The organism is Janibacter cremeus (assembly GCF_013409205.1).
GTDB classification, from domain to species: Bacteria; Actinomycetota; Actinomycetes; order Actinomycetales; family Dermatophilaceae; genus Janibacter; species Janibacter cremeus.
In genome coordinates, this window is the sequence record NZ_JACCAE010000001.1 from 2,957,738 (window position 1) to 2,977,958 (window position 20,221).

21 protein-coding genes are annotated in these 20,221 nt (G+C 69.8%); 14 read left to right on the forward strand and 7 right to left on the reverse strand.

Annotated elements, in window-relative coordinates:
* Positions 1 to 41 precede the first annotated feature (41 nt).
* On the forward strand, positions 42 to 797 hold the full coding sequence (gene fabG, locus BJY20_RS14085; RefSeq protein ID WP_185992107.1) for a 3-oxoacyl-ACP reductase FabG: 756 nt from the start codon (positions 42 to 44) through the stop codon (positions 795 to 797).
* 3 nt (positions 798 to 800) lie between these two features.
* Here the strand turns inward: fabG and BJY20_RS14090 are convergent, their stop codons facing one another.
* Entirely contained in the window at positions 801 to 1,679 is an 879-nt protein-coding gene (locus BJY20_RS14090; RefSeq protein WP_185992108.1) for a DUF3097 family protein, read from the reverse strand.
* Between the two features lie 144 nt (positions 1,680 to 1,823).
* Between BJY20_RS14090 and hrcA the strand changes: the two genes are divergently transcribed.
* The 11 genes from hrcA to BJY20_RS14145 all read left to right on the forward strand — a co-directional run bounded on the left by hrcA (position 1,824) and on the right by BJY20_RS14145 (position 13,438).
* On the forward strand, positions 1,824 to 2,858 hold the full coding sequence (gene hrcA / locus BJY20_RS14095; protein ID WP_185992109.1) for a heat-inducible transcriptional repressor HrcA: 1,035 nt from the start codon (positions 1,824 to 1,826) through the stop codon (positions 2,856 to 2,858).
* Positions 2,859 to 2,913: 55 nt separating this feature from the next.
* Positions 2,914 to 4,032 (forward strand): molecular chaperone DnaJ, encoded by a 1,119-nt coding sequence (gene dnaJ / locus BJY20_RS14100; protein WP_185992110.1) that lies wholly within the window; start codon positions 2,914 to 2,916, stop codon positions 4,030 to 4,032.
* Positions 4,033 to 4,051: 19 nt separating this feature from the next.
* On the forward strand, positions 4,052 to 4,804 hold the full coding sequence (locus tag BJY20_RS14105) for a 16S rRNA (uracil(1498)-N(3))-methyltransferase (protein ID WP_185992111.1): 753 nt from the start codon (positions 4,052 to 4,054) through the stop codon (positions 4,802 to 4,804).
* Between the two features lie 62 nt (positions 4,805 to 4,866).
* On the forward strand, positions 4,867 to 5,715 hold the full coding sequence (locus tag BJY20_RS14110) for a hypothetical protein (protein ID WP_185992112.1): 849 nt from the start codon (positions 4,867 to 4,869) through the stop codon (positions 5,713 to 5,715).
* A 13-nt stretch (positions 5,716 to 5,728) separates the two neighbouring features.
* Positions 5,729 to 6,775 (forward strand): PhoH family protein, encoded by a 1,047-nt coding sequence (locus BJY20_RS14115; protein ID WP_185992113.1) that lies wholly within the window; start codon positions 5,729 to 5,731, stop codon positions 6,773 to 6,775.
* Entirely contained in the window at positions 6,772 to 7,242 is a 471-nt protein-coding gene (ybeY, locus tag BJY20_RS14120) for an rRNA maturation RNase YbeY (protein WP_185992114.1), read from the forward strand. The genes BJY20_RS14115 and ybeY overlap by 4 nt, the downstream gene beginning before the upstream one ends.
* Positions 7,239 to 8,531, forward strand: a complete 1,293-nt coding sequence (locus BJY20_RS14125; RefSeq protein WP_185992115.1) for a CNNM domain-containing protein — start codon at positions 7,239 to 7,241, stop codon at positions 8,529 to 8,531. The genes ybeY and BJY20_RS14125 overlap by 4 nt, the downstream gene beginning before the upstream one ends.
* Complete coding sequence (gene era / locus BJY20_RS14130; RefSeq protein WP_185992116.1) at positions 8,528 to 9,460, forward strand: GTPase Era; 933 nt, start codon at positions 8,528 to 8,530, stop codon at positions 9,458 to 9,460. Before BJY20_RS14125 ends, era begins: the two co-directional genes overlap by 4 nt.
* An 80-nt stretch (positions 9,461 to 9,540) precedes the next feature.
* A complete protein-coding gene (locus tag BJY20_RS14135) occupies positions 9,541 to 10,578 on the forward strand; it encodes an aspartate-semialdehyde dehydrogenase (protein WP_185992117.1) in 1,038 nt (345 codons plus the stop codon).
* A 221-nt stretch (positions 10,579 to 10,799) separates the two neighbouring features.
* Entirely contained in the window at positions 10,800 to 12,548 is a 1,749-nt protein-coding gene (leuA, locus tag BJY20_RS14140) for a 2-isopropylmalate synthase (RefSeq protein ID WP_185992118.1), read from the forward strand.
* Positions 12,549 to 12,610: 62 nt separating this feature from the next.
* A complete protein-coding gene (locus BJY20_RS14145) occupies positions 12,611 to 13,438 on the forward strand; it encodes a hypothetical protein (RefSeq protein ID WP_185992119.1) in 828 nt (275 codons plus the stop codon).
* Between the two features lie 27 nt (positions 13,439 to 13,465).
* Here the strand turns inward: BJY20_RS14145 and BJY20_RS14150 are convergent, their stop codons facing one another.
* Both BJY20_RS14150 and BJY20_RS14155 read right to left on the reverse strand, forming a co-directional pair.
* Positions 13,466 to 14,089: an alpha-ketoglutarate-dependent dioxygenase AlkB gene (locus BJY20_RS14150; RefSeq protein ID WP_185992120.1), complete on the reverse strand. Its 624-nt coding sequence runs from the start codon at positions 14,087 to 14,089 to the stop codon at positions 13,466 to 13,468.
* A 14-nt stretch (positions 14,090 to 14,103) separates the two neighbouring features.
* Positions 14,104 to 15,174, reverse strand: a complete 1,071-nt coding sequence (locus BJY20_RS14155; protein ID WP_343062913.1) for an IS110 family RNA-guided transposase — start codon at positions 15,172 to 15,174, stop codon at positions 14,104 to 14,106.
* A gap of 310 nt (positions 15,175 to 15,484) precedes the next feature.
* On the opposite strand from BJY20_RS14155, the gene recO reads away from it, so the two are divergent.
* Positions 15,485 to 16,258, forward strand: coding sequence for a DNA repair protein RecO (gene recO / locus BJY20_RS14160; protein WP_185992122.1), 774 nt, complete (start codon positions 15,485 to 15,487; stop codon positions 16,256 to 16,258).
* Positions 16,255 to 17,037, forward strand: a complete 783-nt coding sequence (locus BJY20_RS14165) for an isoprenyl transferase (RefSeq protein ID WP_185992123.1) — start codon at positions 16,255 to 16,257, stop codon at positions 17,035 to 17,037. The genes recO and BJY20_RS14165 overlap by 4 nt, the downstream gene beginning before the upstream one ends.
* Positions 17,038 to 17,050: 13 nt before the next feature.
* On the opposite strand, the gene BJY20_RS14170 is transcribed toward BJY20_RS14165, so the two are convergent.
* Genes BJY20_RS14170 through BJY20_RS14185 form a run of 4 tightly spaced genes read right to left on the reverse strand, consistent with a single transcriptional unit; the run spans position 17,051 to position 20,173 of the window.
* Positions 17,051 to 17,449 carry a Fur family transcriptional regulator gene (locus BJY20_RS14170; RefSeq protein ID WP_185992124.1) on the reverse strand — a complete coding sequence of 133 codons (399 nt, stop codon included), beginning with the start codon at positions 17,447 to 17,449 and terminating at the stop codon, positions 17,051 to 17,053.
* Positions 17,446 to 18,453 carry a metal ABC transporter permease gene (locus BJY20_RS14175; RefSeq protein ID WP_185992125.1) on the reverse strand — a complete coding sequence of 336 codons (1,008 nt, stop codon included), beginning with the start codon at positions 18,451 to 18,453 and terminating at the stop codon, positions 17,446 to 17,448. The genes BJY20_RS14170 and BJY20_RS14175 overlap by 4 nt, the downstream gene beginning before the upstream one ends.
* Positions 18,450 to 19,244 carry a metal ABC transporter ATP-binding protein gene (locus tag BJY20_RS14180; RefSeq protein WP_221935338.1) on the reverse strand — a complete coding sequence of 265 codons (795 nt, stop codon included), beginning with the start codon at positions 19,242 to 19,244 and terminating at the stop codon, positions 18,450 to 18,452. Before BJY20_RS14180 ends, BJY20_RS14175 begins: the two co-directional genes overlap by 4 nt.
* Positions 19,241 to 20,173 (reverse strand): metal ABC transporter substrate-binding protein, encoded by a 933-nt coding sequence (locus tag BJY20_RS14185; protein ID WP_185992127.1) that lies wholly within the window; start codon positions 20,171 to 20,173, stop codon positions 19,241 to 19,243. Before BJY20_RS14185 ends, BJY20_RS14180 begins: the two co-directional genes overlap by 4 nt.
* Positions 20,174 to 20,221: the final 48 nt, after the last annotated feature.

The following is a 20,221-nucleotide window of genomic DNA, read 5'->3' on the forward strand; positions in this document are numbered from 1 at the left end:
ATGGGGAGGAACCCCCCTTCGCGATCATCAGGAGCCGCACCATGAGCACCACCCGCACCGCCGTCGTCACGGGAGCCGCCCGCGGCATCGGCCGCGCCGTCGCCCACCGACTGGCCACCGACGGGCACCACGTCGCGGTGCTCGACCTCGACGAATCGGCCTGCCAGGTCGTCGCCGACGAGATCACCGAGGGCGGCGGCACCGCGATCGCGGTCGGCGTCGACGTCTCCGACCCGGAGCAGGTCGAGGCAGGGGTGGCCCGGATCGCTGCTGAGCTGGGCGCCCCGACCCTGCTGGTCAACAACGCGGGGATCATCCGCGACAACCTGATCTTCAAGATGGATGTCGAGGACTGGGACGCCGTGATGTCGGTACACCTGCGCGGCGCCTTCCTGATGACCAAGGCATGCCAGGCGCACATGACTGCCGCGAAGTACGGCCGGATCGTCAACCTCTCCTCGACGTCGGCCCTCGGCAACCGCGGCCAGGTCAACTACTCCGCGGCCAAGGCTGGCATGCAGGGCTTCACCAAGACTCTCGCGATCGAGCTGGGCAGGTTCGGGGTCACGGCCAACGCCATCGCCCCGGGCTTCATCCAGACCGACATGACCGCGGCGACCGCCGAGCGGATCGGCGTGCCCTTCGATGACTTCCTCGCCCATGCCGCCAAGGAGACCGCGGTCCAGCGCGTCGGACAGCCGGAGGACATCGCGGCGACCGCGTCCTTCCTGCTCTCGCAGGAGGCCGGCTTCGTCTCCGGGCAGGTCATCTACGTGGCCGGTGGCCCCAAGGACTGAGGCTCAGCCCTCGGCGGTCACGAAGTCGATCAGCTCCTCGACCCGGCCGAGCAGAGACGGCTCGAGGTCGGCGTAGCTGCGGACGGTGCCTAGGATCTGCTTCCACGCCCGGGCGATGTCGGCCTGGGAGTCGTGCGGCCACCCCAGGTGCGCGCAGATCCCGCGCTTCCACTCCATGGAGCGTGGGATCTGTGGCCAGGTCTGCATGCCCAGCCGCTGCGGTCGCACGGACTGCCAGACGTCGACATAGGGGTGGCCGACGACGAGGACGTGCTCGGGGGCGACCCGGTTGGCCTTCTCGACGATCCTCGACTCCTTCGTGCCCGGCACCAGGTGGTCGACGAGCACGCCCATCCGTCGACCGCGGCCGGGCGAGAAGTCCCGGATGACCGCCGCGAGGTCGTCGACGCCGTCGAGCATCTCGACCACGACTCCCTCGATGCGCAGGTCGTGGCCCCACACCTTCTCGACGAGCTCGGCGTCGTGCCTCCCCTCGACGAAGATCCGCGACCCGCGGGCGACCCGGGCCCTGGCGTCGCGCACGGCGACGGATCCGCTGGCCGTGCGCGAGGCGGCCTCCTCGGCCTTCGCCAGGGCGGCCCGCTGCGCCCCCTTCGGTGCGGTGAGCGCCACCGGCGTACCGTCCTGCAGGAACCCGGCACCCAGGGGGAAGGCGCGTACCTTGCCACGACGGTCCTCGAGGTGGACGACGTGGACACCACCGGCCTTCTCCACGCCGACGACGGCGCCGACCCAGCCGGTCTCGACGTCCTCCACGACGGTGCCGTGCCTCGCCTCGATCGGGCGCGAGGTGGGGCGGGCGAGGCGGCCGGAGGAGCGCCAGTCGCCGGAGAGCACGTCATTGCCGTATCGGTCGTTCACGAGGCCTGACGCTAGGCCGAGCGGAGCGCTCCGGGCGGCAGGGCACGCCGGATTCCGGGGAATGCGTCGGTCGGTCGTAGACTTGGCACTCAGGTGGACCGAGTGCCAAGGCGGTGCGGTCGGCGATGTCGGAAGGAGGACTCCATGAGTGATGAGCGACGGATGGCGGTGCTCAGCGCCATCGTGGAGGACTACGTGCAGACCTCGGAGCCCGTGGGCTCGCGGGCCCTGCTGGACCGGCACCGGCTCAACGTCTCGGCCGCGACCGTGCGCAACGACATGGCCGCGCTCGAGGACGAGGGCCTCATCGTCGCCCCGCACACGTCCGCCGGCCGGATCCCCACGGACGCCGGGTACCGCCTCTTCGTCGATCGGCTGCAGGCCATTCGGCCGATGTCGCGGGGCGAGCGGGCAGCCATCACCGACTACCTCGAGGGCGCCGACGAGCTCGACGCCGTCCTGGACCGCACCGTGCGGTTGCTCTCGACGCTGACCCGCCAGGTCGCCGTCGTGCAGTACCCGTCGCTGACCCGGAGCATCGTCAAGCACATCGAGCTGGTGCCGATGAGCGACACCCGGCTCATGGTGGTCGTGATCATGGGGACCGGCCGGGTCGAGCAGCGGGTCGTGCCCACGGGTGTCGACTACACCGACGGGCCCGGCCTCGAGGCACTGGCGCGGGCCCGTTCCCGGGTGAACGCCGCGACCCGTGACCGGCGCCTGACCGAGGCACTCCATGCGCTCGGCACCCTGCACGCCGAGGACACCGGCACCGAGGACGCACTCACCGCCGGAGTCCTGGATGCGCTCGACGACGCCCTCGCCGACGAGCGCGAGACCAAGGTCGCCCTCGCGGGGACGGCCAACCTCGCCCGTAGCCCCAGCGACTTCCCGATGACGCTGGAGCCCGTCCTCGACGCACTGGAGCAGCACGTCGTGCTGCTGAAGCTCTTGGGCGTCGAGGCCGACCAGGACGAGGCGGGTGTCTCCGTGCGCATCGGCTCCGAGAACCCCGTGAGCGGCCTGCACACGACCTCGTTGGTCACCTCGGGCTACGGCTCGGGCGACGAGCAGGTCGGGACCGTCGGGGTGCTCGGACCGACGCGCATGGACTACCCGGCGACGATGGCGCAGGTGCGTGCCGTCGCCACCTATCTCTCGCGGATCATGGACGCCTGACCGGCTCCCGTCCGCATCGACCAGACAGACCCACGACCTACGAGGACGTCACAGCGTGAACGACTACTACGAGGACCTCGGCGTCAGCCGCGAGGCCAGCCCCGAGCAGATCAAGCGGGCCTACCGCAAGCTCGCCCGTACCCTGCACCCGGACGTGAACCCGGGGGAGGACGCCGAGGAGAAGTTCAAGCGCGTCTCCCAGGCGTATGACGTGCTCTCCGACGAGACCAAGCGTCGCCAGTACGACATGGGCGGCGACCCCTACGGCGGTGCGCACGACGGTTTCGGCGCGGGCTTCAGCTTCAGCGACATCATGGAGCAGTTCTTCGGCGCCCAGGCCGGGGGCGGCCGCGGGCCGCGCTCGCGCCGCTCGCGGGGGCAGGACGGCCTCGTTGGGCTCGAGATCGACCTGGCGACCGCCGTCTTCGGCGGCCAGGAGGACCTGATCATCGACACCGCCACCGCGTGCTCGGCGTGCGACGGCGACGGGGCGCAGCCGGGCACCGGCCGGCGCACCTGTGACACCTGTGCCGGCCGCGGCGAGATCCAGCAGGTGCAGCGATCCTTCCTCGGCCAGGTGATGACCAGCCGCCCGTGCCCGACCTGCCAGGGCTTCGGCGAGGTCATCCCCAACCCGTGCCACGAGTGCTCCGGCCAGGGCCGGGTTCGTACCCGCCGCACGATGACGGTCAAGATCCCTGCCGGCGTGGACTCCGGCACCCGCATCCACCTGGCCGGCGAAGGGGAGGTCGGTCCCGGCGGCGGTCCGGCCGGCGACCTCTACGTCGAGCTGCGGGTCGCCGAGCACGAGACCTTCACGCGTCGTGGCGATGACCTGCACGCGTCCGTGCCAGTGCCGATGACGGCGGCCGCGCTCGGTGTCGACATGAGCTTCATGACCCTGGACGGGGAGCAGGAGATCACCATCAAGCGGGGGACACAGCCCGGCGACACGATCATCCTGCCCGGTCTGGGCGTGACCCACCTGCGCCACGAGGGTCGCGGCGACCTGATCATCCACATCGATGTGCGCACTCCCACCCGGTTGGACAGCGAGCAGGAGCAACTCCTGCGCCAGCTGGCGAGCGTCCGCGACGAGGAGCAGCCCGACGGCGAGCTGGACGACGTCGACGATGGCTTCGTCGGGCGGCTGCGCTCGGCCTTCAAGCGGTGACCGGACCCGGATCGCGCCGGTGACCGCACCTCTCTTCCTCGTCGACCCCGGGGCCCTCGACGGCCTCGGGGTCGACGACGTCGTCGAGCTCACCGGCTCCGAGGCGCACCACGCCGCCACGGTGATGCGGCTGCGGGTCGACGAGGAGGTCCTCGTCGCCGATCGCGGTGGTGCCCGCGTGTGCACCGCCGCCGCATCCGTGGCCAGCGACCTCGTGTCCCTGCGCGTGACCCGCCGAATGGACGAGCCGGCGCCCTCCCTGCGCCTCGTGCTCGTCCAGTCACTGGCCAAGGACGGGCGCGACGAGGACGCCGTCGAGGCCGCCACCGAGCTCGGGGTCGACGGCGTCATCCCGTGGCAGGCGGACCGCTCGATCGTGCGGTGGAAGGGTGCCAAGGTCGACAAGGGCCGGCGCAAGTGGGTCAACGTCATCGAGCGCGCCGCCAAGCAATCCCGCCGCGGGCGGTGGCCCGGCCTCGGCGAGCTCGTCACGACGACCGGGCTCGCCGAGCGATGCCACGCGAAGGGGGTCACCCCCTTCGTCCTGCACGAGGACGCGACCACCCCGCTGGCGGGCGTCGAGCTGCCCGACGCCGGGGAGATCCTCCTCATCGTCGGGCCCGAAGGGGGTATCTCACCTCACGAGATGGGCCTTCTCACCGACGCCGGCGCGCGGTCGGTGCGGCTGGGGCCGCACGTCCTGCGGGCGTCCACCGCGGGGCCGGCGGCGGTTGCCACCATCAGCACCCGCGGTCGGTGGGGTTGGGCGTGAGGCTGGCCGGGTAAGTGACTACGGTCGCTGCATTCCCAAGAGACGAAGGAGCGTTGCCCTCGATGACGGCCGGACGCCCCACCGTGACGCATCAGTTCTTCGAGTGGCACGGCGGTACCGACGAGGACCAGGCGGAGCTCGCGAGCTGGTCCGACGCCAGGGCGGCGGACATGGGTCCGTTGCTGGCCCGATTCCGTGGCGGGGTCCACGCGCGGTTGTGGGGCAAGGGGGCCCTGCTCGCCGTGGACCTGGGTCTGGCCTTCGGGGTCCTGCGGGCGCTGGTCGGTTCCCCGGAGGATCTCGCCCGAGACGTCGTCGCCATCTTCCTCGCTGCCACGGTGCTCGTCGGGATGGCGCTCGTCCTCCTGCTGCTGGCCGCGAGACGCCGCCGACACGAGGTGCGCAGTGGTGGGCTCGTGCTGCGGGCCACCGCCGACGCACCGGCAGCGGCCGTGCCGTGGGCGAGCGTCGACCCCGGCCGGGCCTTCATCGCTCCGAGCACCGCCACGGCCACTGGCCGGGTCGCCTCCTTCCTGCAACGAGCCGTCCGGCCTCCGGCAGTCGTCGTCAACGGGTCGGTCCGAGGAGCCGACGGGCCGGATGGGGCGAACGCCGTCCTGCGTCACGGCCGAGTGGGCGAGGGGTCCTTCGGTTGGTGGCAGATCGGGGTCGGCGACCCCGTGGCCGTCCTCACGGCCATGGAGACGGCGATGGTGGCCGAGGGCTACCCCGCCGAGGGCATGGCCAGCCGGGCCCTCTTTCGCGAGTCCACTCTGCGGGCGATGGGCCGGGACGCGGCCAGGGTGCTCGACCGGACCCTGGCTGATCCCGTCATCGGGGTCTCGCCCGCGGGCGCCCGGAGCCGGGGAGCGGACCCGGCGCACTCGTGGCGGGACCATCGCCCCACGTAGACTGGTGCGCACGATGCCTCGACCAGACCAACCCGACCTGCGCGCCCTCGGCCCGATCTCCGACGACCCGCGACGTGAGGACTCCACGTCCGCGACGCTGCAGCAGACGATCGTGCTGCCCGACAACGTGCCCATGGTCAATCTCCTGGGGCCCACGGACGAGCTGCTGCGGACGATGGAGCGAGCCTTCCCCCGGACCGAGATCCTCGTGCGCGGCAACGAGTTCCGCCTGCGCGGGCCCGAGCACGACCTCGGGGTCATCGATCGTCTCCTCGACGAGCTGATGGAGATCATCGAGGCCGGGCAACCGCTGAACCGGGATGCCGTCGAGCGCTCGATCACCATGCTCCGCGGGCAGGCGCGCGAGCGCCCCGCCGACGTGCTGACGACCAACATCGTCTCCAACCGCGGCCGCACCATCCGCCCCAAGACACTGGGGCAGAAGCACTATGTCGATGTCATCGAGGACAACACGGTGATCTTCGGGATCGGTCCGGCCGGTACCGGCAAGACGTATCTGGCGATGGCCAAGGCCGTCGCGGCCCTGCAGGCCAAGCAGGTCCAGCGGATCATCCTCACCCGACCGGCCGTGGAGGCAGGGGAGAAACTCGGCTTCCTGCCCGGCACGCTGGGTGACAAGATCGACCCCTACCTGCGGCCGCTCTACGACGCCCTGCACGACATGCTCGACCCGGAGTCGATCCCGCGGCTCATGGCGGCCGGGACGATCGAAGTCGCCCCGCTGGCCTTCATGCGCGGGCGTACGTTGAACGACTCCTTCATCATCCTCGACGAGGCGCAGAACACCTCGCCCGAGCAGATGAAGATGTTCCTCACCCGACTGGGCTTCGGCTCCAAGATGGTCGTCACCGGCGACACCAGCCAGATCGACCTGCCGGGCGGCGTCCAGTCCGGTCTGAAGATCGTCCAGCGCATCCTCGCCGACGTCGACGGGGTGCAGTTCGCCCATCTCGATGCCACCGACGTCGTGCGGCACCGCCTCGTCGGGGAGATCGTCAACGCCTATGACCGGTACGACGCGACGAAGGGTCAGCAGTGAGCATCGAGGTCCTCAACGAGACCGACCATGAGATCGACGAGGGCGAGTTCGTCGCCATCTCCCGTTATGTCCTGTCCGAGATGCGGGTCCACCCACAGGCCGAGCTGTGCATCCGGATGGTCGGCGAGGACACGATGACCGTCCTGCACGAGCAGTGGATGGACCTGCCCGGACCGACCGACGTCATGAGCTTCCCGATGGACGAGCTCGAGCCCGCAGGTGAGGGCCAGGAGCCCGAGGAGGGCATCCTCGGCGACATCGTCCTGTGTCCCTCCGTCGCCATGAAGCAGGCCGCCGAGGCCGGTCACGCGACGATCGAGGAGATGCTGCTGCTGACCACGCACGGAATCCTCCACCTGCTGGGTTACGACCACGCGGAGGTCGATGAGGAGAAGGAGATGTTCGAGCTGCAGCGCCAGCTCCTGCTGACCTTCCTCGCGCAGCGGGGGAGGGAGACCGGGGCGTGACCGGTTTCATCGTCGGCGCCGTCGTCTCGATCGTCGTCGCCTTCGTCCTCACGCTCATCGACGCCGCCATCGGCTCCGCCTCCCGCGTCGCCGCCGAGGACGCCGAGAGCGAGGGCCGGCGCGGGGCCAAGGAACTGCGCGCCATCCTCGCCGAGAGCGCCGGACCGATCTCGGTCATCGCCTTCCTGCGGGCCATCGCCGAGGCCTCGGCCGCCGTGCTCATCGCGCTCGTCGTCGTCGAGCAGGTCGAGCGCACCTGGCTCGCGCTGATCATCTCCGTGGCGATCATGGTCGTGGTGACCTTCGTGCTCGTCGGTGTCTCGCCACGCACGCTGGGACAGCTGCACAGCACCGCGATCGCCCTGGTCGCGGCCCCCTTCGTCATCTGGCTCCGCCGTATCCTCGGGCCCTTCGCCCGGCTGCTGGTCACCGTCAGCAACGCCTTCACGCCCGGAGGTGGCTACCGGGACGGACCCTTCCGCTCGGAGGCCGAGCTGCGCGACCTGCTCGACCTCGCGGGAGAGAACGCGCTCATCGAGGACGAGGAGCGCGACATGCTCCACTCGGTCTTCGAGCTCGGTGACACGCTCGCCCACGAAGTGATGGTCCCGCGCACCGACATGATCACCATCGAGTCCGACAAGCCGGCGCGCAAGGGGCTCAACCTCTTCATCCGGTCCGGGTTCTCCCGGGTGCCGGTCGTCGGCGAGTCCAGCGACGACATCGTCGGGCTGGTCTACCTCAAGGACGTCGTGCGCTCCCTCCTGGCCGACGAGGGAGCACTGGAGCGGGCGGTCTCGACGTTCATGCGACCGGCCCCCTTCGTCCCCGAGAGCAAGCCGGTCGACCAGCTGCTGCGCGAGATGCAGGTCGACCAGACGCACGCCGCGATCGTCGTCGACGAGTACGGGGGAACCGCCGGTCTGGTGACGATCGAGGACATCCTCGAGGAGATCGTCGGTGAGATCGCCGACGAGTACGACCGCGAGGGGCCCGGCGTGGAGGACCTCGGGGACGGTCGCCACCGGGTCCCGGCCGCCTTCGGCGTGGACGACCTGGCCGAGCTCTACGACGTGGATCTTCAGGACGAGGAGGTCGACACCGTCGCAGGGCTGCTCGGGAAGGTCACCGGTCGGGTGCCGATCAGCGGTGCCCACTGCGAGGTGGCAGGGTTGTCGCTGACGGCTGAGAAGATGTCCGGACGACGGCACCGTGTCGCGACGGTCATCGTCGAGCGCGTCGCGGCGCCGGACGCGGACGAGATGACGGACCAGGAGATCGGGGCATGAGCGTGGACGGTGCGCAGTGGAAGGCAGGCTTTGCCGCTCTCGTCGGACGGCCCAACGCCGGCAAGTCGACGCTGACCAACGCCCTTGTCGGGGACAAGGTGGCGATCACCTCGAGCAAGCCACAGACGACCCGGCACACCATCCGCGGGATCGTCACGCGGCCCGGCGAGCGCGAGCAGCTGATCCTCGTCGACACCCCCGGGCTGCACAAGCCGCGCACGCTGCTGGGGGAGCGCCTGAACGACCTCGTCCGCGAGACGCTGCTCGAGGTCGACGTCATCGGCTTCTGCCTGCCGGCGGACCAGAAGATCGGCCCGGGTGACGGTTTCATCGCCGCCGACCTGATCGAGCTGCAGCGAGCGAAGAAGGTGCCGGTCGTGGCCATCGCGACCAAGGCGGACGCCGTGGACAAGGAGCGGATGGCCGAGCACCTCATCGCGATCGATCGGCTCGGGGACTGGGCGGCCATCGTGCCGTGCTCGGCCGTACGTGGTGACCAGGTCGAGGACGTCCTGACGGTACTCGCCGAGCACCTGCCCCCCTCGCCCGCACCGCTCTACCCCGAGGACGCCGTCACCGACGAGCCGCAGGAGCGGATGATCGCCGAGCTCGTGCGCGAGGCGGCGCTCGAGGGGGTGCGCGACGAGCTGCCGCACAGCATCGCGGTCCTCGTCGAGGAGATCGTGCCGCGCGAGGGGCGTCCGGACGACTCGCCGATGCTCGACGTGCGCGTCCACGTCTTCGTCGAGCGCGACAGCCAGAAGGCGATCATCATCGGTCGCGGCGGGTCGCGGCTGCGGGAGGTCGGGACGACGGCCCGACGGGGCATCGAGAAGATCCTCGGGCAGCGGGTCTTCCTGGACCTCCATGTCAAGGTCGCCAAGGACTGGCAGCGGGACCCGAAGCAGATGCAGCGTCTGGGTTTCTGAGCCGCGACCCGCGCGGCGGGACGGTGTGACCGACCTCATCGAATTCGGGCGGGGCCGTCGTCGCGCTTAGACTGGAGCGCATGCACATCGGAATATTTGGTGCCACCGGCCAGGTCGGATCCGTCATGCGTGAGCTGCTCGAGCAGCGGGACTTCCCCGTCACCTCGATCCGCTACTTCGCCTCTGCACGCTCCGCCGGGTCGACCCTGCCGTGGAAGGAACAGGAGGTGACCGTCGAGGACACCGCCACCGCCGACTTCTCCGGACTGGACATCGCGCTGTTCTCCAACGGCGGCTCCTCCAGCAAGGAGTACGCGCCCAAGGTCGCGGCCGCAGGCGCGACCGTCATCGACAACTCCAGCGCCTGGCGCAAGGACCCGCAGGTCCCGCTCGTCGTCTCCGAGGTCAACGCCGCGGACATCGACGAGCTGCCCAAGGGGATCATCGCCAACCCGAACTGCACCACCATGGCCGCGATGCCGGTCCTGAAGCCGCTGCACGACGAGGCGGGGCTGACCTCCCTTCGTGTGGCGACGTACCAGGCCGTGTCCGGCTCCGGCGGCAAGGGCCTGGATGAGCTCGACAGCCAGCTGCGCGCCGGCTACGCCTCGGGCGACCCCAAGGATCTCGCCACCGACGGCGAGGCGCTGACCCTGCCCGAGCCGCAGGTCTACGACGCGCACATCGGCTTCAACGTCGTCCCGGTCGCGGGCGCGGTCGTCGACGACGGCAGCCTGGAGACCGACGAGGAGCAGAAGCTGCGCAACGAGTCGCGTCGCATCCTGCACGCGCCCGAGCTGCGGGTGGCCGGCACCTGTGTCCGCGTCCCGGTCTTCACCGGCCACGCGCTGGCGATCCACGCCGAGTTCGACCGGGAGATCACCCCGGAGCAGGCCACGAAGGTCCTCGAGGGCGCGCAGAACGTCGTCGTCACCGACGTGCCCAACCCGCTCCACGCCGCCGGCAAGGACGACGTCTTCGTCGGTCGCATCCGGGCCGACCAGGCCGCACCCGAGGGCAAGGGCCTGACGCTCTTCGTCGCCGGTGACAACCTGCGCAAGGGCGCCGCGCTCAACGCCGTCCAGATCGCCGAGGCGGTCGTCGCCCGCAAGGGCTGATCCACGGCACCACGTGGTGAGAGCGGCCGGTCACCTGGTGGTGGCCGGCCGCTCTCGTCCAGATCGTGACCAGCGTCTCGGCGCTGTGTCACAGGGAGTAGGGTCAATGGTCATGCGGACGGATCTCCTCCTTCTCTGCCGCGGCGAGGCCTGACAGACGGCCACCTCGTCGCGGAGTTCGTGGTGCCGCTCCACCCACTTCACGTGACGAAGGACAACGCATGATCCACCCCCAGCAGTCCACCCGGATGCCGATCCAGAAGTACATCCCCTTCCAGGACCAGATCTCGGTCGAGCTGCCTGACCGCACCTGGCCGGACCAGGTCATGACCCGGGCGCCCCGCTGGTGCGCGGTCGACCTGCGCGACGGCAACCAGGCACTCATCGACCCGATGGATGCCGAGCGCAAGCTGACGATGTTCCAGCTCCTGGTCAAGATGGGCTACAAGGAGATCGAGGTCGGCTTCCCGAGCGCGAGCGAGACCGACTTCAACTTCTGCCGCCAGTTGATCGACGGGGGACACATCCCCGACGACGTGACGATCCAGGTGCTCACCCAGTGCCGGGACCACCTGATCGAGAAGACCTTCGATGCCATCGCCGGCAGCAAGCAGGCGATCGTCCACTTCTACAACTCGACGTCGATCGTCCAGCGTCGGGTCGTCTTCAACTCCGACCAGGACGGCATCGTCGACATCGCCCTGCAGGGCGCGCGGCTGTGCAAGAAGCTCGAGGAGACGGTCGCCGACACCACCACCGTCTACTACCAGTACTCTCCGGAGTCCTACACCGGTACCGAGCTCGACTTCGCCGCCCGCATCTGCAACGAGGTCATCGACGTCATCGACCCGACGCCGGACCACAAGATGATCATCAACCTTCCGGCGACCGTGGAGATGGCCAGCCCCAACGTCTACGCGGACTCCATCGAGTGGATGAGCCGCCACCTGGACCGGCGCGAGTCGATCATGCTCTCCCTGCACCCGCACAACGACCGTGGTGAGGGTGTCGCGGCCGCCGAGCTGGGGTACCTGGCCGGCGCCGACCGCATCGAGGGCTGCCTCTTCGGCAACGGAGAGCGCACCGGCAACGTCGACCTGGTGACCCTGGGCATGAACCTCTTCAGCCAGGGCATCGATCCGCAGATCGACTTCTCCGCCATTGACGCGGTCCGGCGCACTGTCGAGCACTGCACGCAGCTGCCGGTCCACCCGCGCCACCCGTGGGGTGGCGATCTGGTCTACACCGCCTTCTCCGGGTCCCACCAGGACGCGATCTCCAAGGGCTTCATCGACATGGAGGCCCGCGCCAAGGCGGCCGGGACCGACATCGACGGCATCGACTGGGGGGTGCCATACCTGCCGATCGACCCCCACGACATCGGGCGCGACTACGAGGCCGTCGTGCGCGTCAACAGCCAGTCCGGCAAGGGCGGCGTGGCCTACCTGCTGAAGTCCGAGGTCGGGCTGGAGCTGCCGCGACGCCTGCAGATGGAGTTCTCCTCCGTCGTCCAGCGCAAGACCGACAGCGGCGGTGGCGAGATGAGCGGGCTGGCGCTGTGGGACGTCTTCAACGACGAGTACCTGCACGGCGAGGACACGGACGGCTGGGGCCGCTACCAGCCGGTGCGCACCACGCTGACCGGTGAGGACGACGGTCTCGACCGGATCGAGGGGCACATCCTCGACCGCGGCCAGGAGGTCGAGATCTCCGGCAGCGGCAACGGTCCGATCGCGGCCTTCCTCAACGCGCTCGAGCCGCTGGGCGTCGACGTCCGTGTCCTCGACTACGCCGAGCACGCCCTGTCCGCCGGTGGCGACGCCCGGGCCGCCTCCTACGTCGAGTGCGCCGTGGGCGAACGGGTCCTCTGGGGTGTCGGCCTGCACGACTCGATCGTCAAGGCCTCGCTGCGCGCGATCCTCTCCGCGGTCAATCGCGCCGAGCGGGACGCCGAGGTCGCCGAGGTCTGATCAGGTAGGACGAAGGGGGTCGGTCATGGTGACCGACCCTCTTCGCTCGTCTCCACGGTACGGTGACGCCCGCGACGGGCACCGTCGCTGATCGAGATGCACTGACCGGAGGACCGTTGGGCACGTATGTCGAGGACCCGCAGTTCGAGGCCCTGAAGCGATGGGCGAAGACGTCTGACTTTCCTGATCCGGTCCGTTGGGGTGAGGTCGAGGCCGTGATCCTGGCGGATCCACCACCTGCGCGGGACCAGATGGACCCGATGCTGAGGAAGAACGACCGGGTGCGCAGTCTGGTCGGATACCTCATCGCGCTCCCGATGGTGGTGGTGACGTTTGGCTCGCCGCTCGTCGTGCTCGGATTCGTCATATCCCGCGTCGTGCTCGACCGGAGCGTTCCGGAGGACAGCTGGTGGTTCGTCCTTCTGCGGATCGAGTTCTTCGCTGCGATCGTCATCTCCGTCTTTCCCATCCTGATGTGGTGGACCACCAGGCGGCGGGCACGCATGGATCTCCTCCTCAGCGGTGGGAGCAGCGCGGCTTCCTTCGCGAGCGTCGGGCTGCTGTTCACGACGCCTCGGGCTGGTGGGTGGTCGGCGTTCGCGTTCTATGCCCTGATCGCCGCGGTGGCCGGGCTGGTGGTCTTCGTCTTCATGCTCGTGAAGGCTCGACCAGGGATCAGGCGCCCGTGGCGAGAGCGGTGGCGGGAGATCACGCCGGAGGAGAAGTGGTACCGGGGATCGCGCGCCGGGGTCCTGGAGGAACTGGCGCAGCGGGGACTGGTCAGCACATCGGACACCACGGCCATGACGGGGATGCCACTGCGCACGTGGCACGAGCTCGACGAGAACTCACCGCAGGCGTGGGTAGCGAGAGACCGCCCGGGCGCCTGAGACATCTGCCCGACACCGGGCCGGGACTCACCGCACCCCGGCGACCCGGTACTGGATCGAGATACGTGGACCGACGGCGGCGCTCGTCTTGGGAACGGAGTGGTCCCACGTGCGCTGGCAGGCCCCACCCATGACGGCCAGGTCACCGTGGCCGAGTGACAGTCGCTGGGAGCGACCACCGTCGCGGGGTCGGAAGGTCAGGTGGCGGGCCGAGCCGAGCGAGACGATCGCGACCATGGTGTCGGCGGTGCGACTGCGGCCGATGCGGTCCCCGTGCCAGGCCACCGAGTCGGAGCCGTCGCGGTAGAGGCACAGTCCGGCGGTGACGAAGGGCTCGCCGAGCTCCGGCGCGTAGTGCTCGGTCAGCCGCTCGCGCATGTCCACGAGCATCGGGTGGGGCAGCGCCTCGCCCGCGGAGTAGAAGCAGGTCAGCCGCGGCACGTCGACGACCGAGTCGTACATGGTGCGCCGCTCGGAGCGCCACGGCACCTCGTGCAGCAGCGTCTCGAGGACGTCGTCGGCGCCGCATGCCCAGCCGGGCACCTGATCGACCCACGCGCTGCCGTCGAGGTAGCGACGATGGCGCGACTGCAGGTCCCCGAGGGTCGGGGCGTCGGCGGTGTCGAAGAGCGAGGACTGGAGCGCCTGCATGCGTTACTCCTATGTCAAGCTGCGGCCGCGAGTCCAGTCGCGGGTGCTGCCTGGTCGGTGGTCAGGTGGTGGAAGACGATGCGGGCGAGGCGTCGTTTCAGGCAACGCAGAGCTTCGCGGTTGGACATGCCTTCGGCCTTCTTCTTCTCGTAGTACGTCTTGCCCAGGGAGCCGTCGAGGCGGACCTGGGTGATGGCGATGCGGTGCAGCGCGGCATTGAGCTGACGGTTGCCCGAGCGGGTCATGCGCACCCGCCCAGCGGTATTGCCCGACCAGACCGGGATCGGCGCCACGCCGGCATGCCGGGCGAACGCGGCCTCGCTGTGGAAGCGGGCCGCGCCGGCGGACTCACCGACGAGCTTCGCGGCGGTCAACGGCCCGCAACCGGGCATCGCCATCAGCGTGGGCGCGGCCTGCTCGGTCAGCTCGGTGATGCGCTTGGCATAGGCCTTGGCGCGGGCGGTCATGGTGATGATGTCGTCGAGCTCGTCCAACGCGAGCTCGGCCACGACACCCTGCAGGGTGGCCAGCCAGACGCGCAGGGCCTGCTGGTGCTTGGTCAGGTCCAACGAGCGGGCCTTCGGAGCGTGGTCCGGGTCGAGCTCGTGCACCCGCCACAACAGCGAGTTGATCGTCGCGGTGCGTTGCGCGACAAGCGTTTCCCGGCGATCGACCAACAACTTCAGCTCACGTGAAGCCTCGTCATGCGAAGCCGTCGGAAGGCTCGGTTCACGCAGGTATGCACGGGCCACGGCCAGCGCGTCGATCGGGTCGGACTTGCCGCGGGTACGCGCCACGCGCCGCTGCTCGGCCATCATCTTCGGCGGCACCCGCACCACCTGCTGACCGCTGGCCAGCAGGTCCCGCTCCAGACGGGCGGACAGGTGCCGGCAATCCTCGATCGCCCACACGACCTCCTCGCCGAACTCCTCCCGGGCCCACCTGAGCGCCTTGTGGTGACCGGCCGTGACCGCCTCGACGGTGACCTGCCCGATCTGTTTGCCGACTTGGTCAACGGCGACGAACGTGTGCGTGCGCTTGTGGACATCGGCTCCAACAACAACCATGGTGGTTGCCTCCTTCACTGACGAGTGACTGGACGGTTGGGCCGGTCGGCGGACACATCTCAGTGGGGGCGATGCCACGCTCCTATCAAGTCACGCCGGCCGGTCCTTCACACCAAGTGTCGACAGAACGCATGCTCATCAGCCCGAAGGCGACAGGGAGCGTAAGAGCCAGACACCCAGTGCTCAGGATCCAACCACCGCCAGCAACAGCGGCGCCATCACCCTGACACTGACATCGAGCGTAGCAGCGCATCGAACGGGTGTTCGACAAGCGGCGCACCGGCGTGGGGGTGCGTGTCGCGCGAGGACGAAGGGGGACAATGCAGGGGTGCCCCTCTACCGCGAGTCCGGGGTCGTGCTGCGCACCCACAAGCTGGGTGAGGCCGACCGGATCATCACCGTGCTCACACGCGGCCGCGGCAAGATCCGCACGGTGGCGAAGGGAGTGCGCCGGACCAAGTCGAAGTTCGGCGCCCGCCTCGAGCCGGGGATGCACGTCGACCTCCAGTGCTACGAGGGGCGCAACCTCGACACCGTGACGCAGACGGAGTCGCTGGACGCCTGGGGCGATGCCCTCGCACGCGACTACCGACGCTGGACCAACGCCAGCGCCATCCTCGAGACCGCCGATCGGCTCACCGAGGAGCACGAGCCGGCCGTGCAGCAGTACCTGCTCCTGGCCGGAGCGCTGCGCTCCCTCGCGCACGACGAGCACGCGCCGGAGCTGGTGCTCGATGCCTATCTGCTGCGTGCCCTCGCGGTCGCCGGGTGGGCGCCGAGCTTCCACGACTGCGCCCGCTGCGGCGAAGAGGGCCCGCACCGGGCCTTCCACGTCGCCTCCGGTGGGGTCCTGTGCCGCAGCTGCCGGATGCCCGGCTCGTCGGCGCCCGCACCGCAGACGCTCGATCTGCTCGCCGCGCTGCTCACCGGTGACTGGGCCAGCGCCGATGACTCCCTCGACCGGCACCGCCGCGAGGGCTCGGGGCTGGCGGCTGCCTTCCTCCAGTGGCACCTCGAGCGCGGGGTGCTCTCCCTCCGCCATGTTGATCGCAGCGTCGATCGAGACCCTGCCGACCGCACCCAACCGCAGAGGACCGGATGAGTCGCTACGCCACCCCCTTCGCCCATCCGAGTGGAGCCACCCCACCGCCGGTGCCCGCGGACCTCGTGCCCGGCCATGTCGCCGTCGTGATGGACGGCAACGGCCGCTGGGCCAACCAGCGCGGACTGGCGCGCACCAAGGGCCACGAGGCGGGGGAGGGCGCGCTCCTCGACGTCGTCGCCGGGGCCCTGGAGATCGGCGTGCAGCACCTGTCGACCTACGCCTTCTCCACGGAGAACTGGCGGCGCTCGCCCGACGAGGTCCGCTTCCTGATGGGTTTCAACCGCGACGTCATCCGCCGCCGGCGCGACCAGCTGCACGCATGGGGTGTGCGCATGCGCTGGGTCGGGCGACGGCCGAAGCTGTGGAGTTCGGTGATCAAGGAGCTCGAGACCGCCCAGGAGATGACCAAGGACAACGACGCGATGACGCTGTACTTCTGCGTCAACTACGGCGGTCGCGCCGAGATCGCCGATGCCGTGCGGGGGATCGCGCAGGACGTGAAGTCCGGGCGGCTGAAGGGCTCGCGCATCGACGAGCGGACGATCGCGCGCTACCTCACCGAGCCGGACATGCCGGACGTCGACCTCTTCCTGCGCAGCTCGGGTGAGCAGCGCACGAGCAACTTCCTGCTGTGGCAGTCCGCCTACGCCGAGATGGTCTTCCAGGACACCCTGTGGCCGGACTACGACCGGCGCCACCTCTGGGAGGCGATCGAGGTCTATGCGGGTCGTGAACGGCGGTACGGCGGTGCGGTGAACGCGCCCACCGCCTCCTGAGGAGCGAAGGGGGTCACTCCCCGGCGCATCTCCCGCAGCGTCCGAAGAGCTCCAGGGTGTGCGCCACCTGGGTGAATCCGTGCTCGATGGCCACGCGATCGGCCCATCGCTCCACGGTCGGCCCCTCCACCTCGACGGTGCGACCGCAGTCGCGGCACACCAAGTGGTGGTGGTGGCCCGTGCTGCAGCGACGGAAGATCTGCTCACCCTCATCCGTACGCAGCTGGTCGACGATGTCCTCCTCGACCATGGTCTGCAGCGTGCGGTAGACGGTCGCCAACCCGATCTTGTCGCCGGCGGCGTGGAGGCTGGCGTGGATCTCCTGCGCGGTGCGGAACTCCTCGAACTCCTCGAGGTCCGCCTCGATGGCGATGCGCTGCTTCGTCGGGCGTCGGGTGCGGATGTCGGTCATCGGTGGGTCCCTTCGAGGGGCGAGCGTGGCTCCTCGTGCCCGGGCGCGTGCTCGTCCCAGTGGTCACCGTGCTCGGCGTGGCGGTGGCCGTCGTGGAGGTAGTCGACGTGGTCCCCGTGGAGGACGGCCTCGTGCCCGCAGTCCTCCCAGTGGATGTGCTCGTGGCCCCCGGTGGTCGTGTGCCGACCACGCCCGATGAGGTGGACGAGCCAGGCACCGACGGCCGAGGTGATGAAGGCCGCGATCGCCAGCAGGACGATCGTCGCGCCGGACGGGGTGTCTGCGTAGAAGCTGGTGACCACCCCGCCGACGCTCGTGGTCAGTCCCACGGCGACGGCCCACACCAGGCTGCTGCGGAAGGAATGCCCGAGGCGCTGGCCGGTGGCATTGGGCAGGATCATCAGTGCGCTGATGAGCAGCAGGCCGATGACGCGCATGGAGATGACGACGGTGACGCCGGTGAGCACCGCGAGCAGGACGTTCGTCGCCAGGACCGGCAGGCCCGAGGCCCTGGCGTACTCCTCGTCCTGGGCGACCGCGAAGAGTCGCTCGCGCAGCAGGAGCACCGTCACGAGCACGACCCCGGCGAGGGCGGCGAAGGCGATCAGGTCGCTGCGGGAGACGGTGTTCAGCGCGCCGAAGAGATAGCCCTGCAGGTTGGTCGAGGACCCTTGGGGGGCCTTGGCGAGGATGACGACACCGGCCGCGATGCCGCCGTAGAACATCACGGCCAGGGCAAGGTCCCCGCTGGTGCGGCCGAAGTGCCGCAGCAGCTCGATCGCCACCGCGGAGACGACGACGACGATCAGGGCGGCCAGGACGGGGGAGCTCTGGGTGAGCACCCCGATGCCGACACCGGCCAGGGCCACGTGCCCCATCCCGTCGCCGATGAGGGACATGCCGCGCTGGACGAGGAAGACACCGACCAGTGGGGCGGAGGCGCCGACGAGCACGGCCGCGATGAGGGAGTTGCGCATGAACTCCAGGCTGAGCAGGTCGATCATCGGGGGCCTCCCGTCGTCGGCAGGAACGTCGTGGGGACGGGGGAGGGTGGTGGCTCGTCCTCGCCCACGTGGTGGGTGTGGTCCACCGCGTGCGGGGCGATCTCCTCCGGTGGCCCGTCGTGGCTGATCCGACCGCCGCTGACGACGACCGCTCGGGTGACCAGGTCTGCCAGCGCGTCCAACTCGTGGGTGACGACGACGAGCGTGGCGCCGCGCTCCACGAGACGGCGCATCACCGCGACGAGCACTTGCTGGTGTCCCCGGTCGACGCCCGCGGTGGGCTCGTCCATGAGGAAGACCTCCGGGCGGCTGGCCAACGCACGGGCGATGAGCACGCGGCGCTGCTGCCCACCGGAGAGCGTGGCGACGTCGTGGGCGGCCAGGGTGCCCAGACCGACGACGGCCAGCGCCTCCCGGACGATGGCCCGGTTGCCCGCGGAGCGGATCCGCCAGGGCGCCCACCAGGGCGTGCGTACCGTGCGACCCATCGTGACGATCTCGGCGGCCGTCGCCTTGACCGCGGAGGCGAGGGTGTGGCGCTGCGGGACGTAGCCGATGCCGTTGTGGGCGGGGCGGGAGCCGATCGGGGACCCCAGCACCCGGGCGCTGCCCGCCTGCAGCTCGACGAGTCCGAGGAGGCCCTTGACGAGGGTGGACTTGCCCGCGCCGTTGGGGCCGAGCACGGCGACGACCTCACCTTGCCTGACGGTCAGGTCGATGTCGCTGACGACCGTGCGGTCCTCGTGGCCGAAGGCAGCGCCGCGTAACTCGATCACCGTCGGGTCGCTCATCGACACCCCTGCCCCTCGCGGACCGCGTCGCGGTTGCTGCGCATGATCTCGAAGTAGTCCGAGCCCGCCGACTCCTGCGTCACGCCCTCGATCGGGTCGAGCACGGCGACCGTGGCGCCCGAGTCGCGTGCGATCGTGTCGGCGAGGTCGCGGGGCACGAGGGGTTCGGCGTACACGGTCGAGATGTCCTCGGCCCTGATGTGGGAGATGAGCTCGGCAATCGCTGCGGAGCTCGGCTGCGCATCGGGGCTGAGTCCGCTGACCGAGACCTGGTGGAAGTCGTAGCGATCGGCGAAGTACGCAAAGGCCGCGTGCCCGGTGACCAGGTCGCGTTGGCTGCAGACGGACAGGTCCTGCTCCAGCTCCTGGTCGAGGTCGGTGAGCTCGGCCGTGAAGGCCGTCGCGTTGGCCCGGTAGTCCTCGGCGTGTGCCGGGTCGTCCTCGGCGAGTAACTCGGCGATCGCGTCGGCGACGTCGGCGTACCGGGTCGGGTCGAGCCAGAAGTGGGGGTCCCGCGCGCCGTGGTCGTGACCGTGCGACCCCTCGCCGTGGTCGTGCCCCTCGTGCTCGTCCGCGGCGATGTCGAGCCGGGCCGACTCGGAGACATCGAAGGCGGTCTCCTGGGTCTGTGTGACGGCGTCGTCGACCGAGGGCTGGAACCCGGAGAGATAAATCAGGTGGTCGGCGCGGCTGGCCTGAAGGACCTGCTTGGGGCTCAGCTCGAGGTCGTGCGGCTCGGCGCCGGGCTGGGTGAGGTTGCTGACCTGGACGTGCTCCCCGCCGACCTGCTCGGTGGCGTACTGAAGGGGATAGAAGGACGTGGTGACCGTGACCGTGTCCTCGTGCTCGGCGGACGTGTCCGTGGACCCGCACGCAGTCAGGGCCAGCAGCAGGGCAGATGTGGTCACGGTGACCGCGGTCCGGTACATGAGAATGATTCTCACTCCCGGTGAGAACGATTGTCAATCTCATCGTCC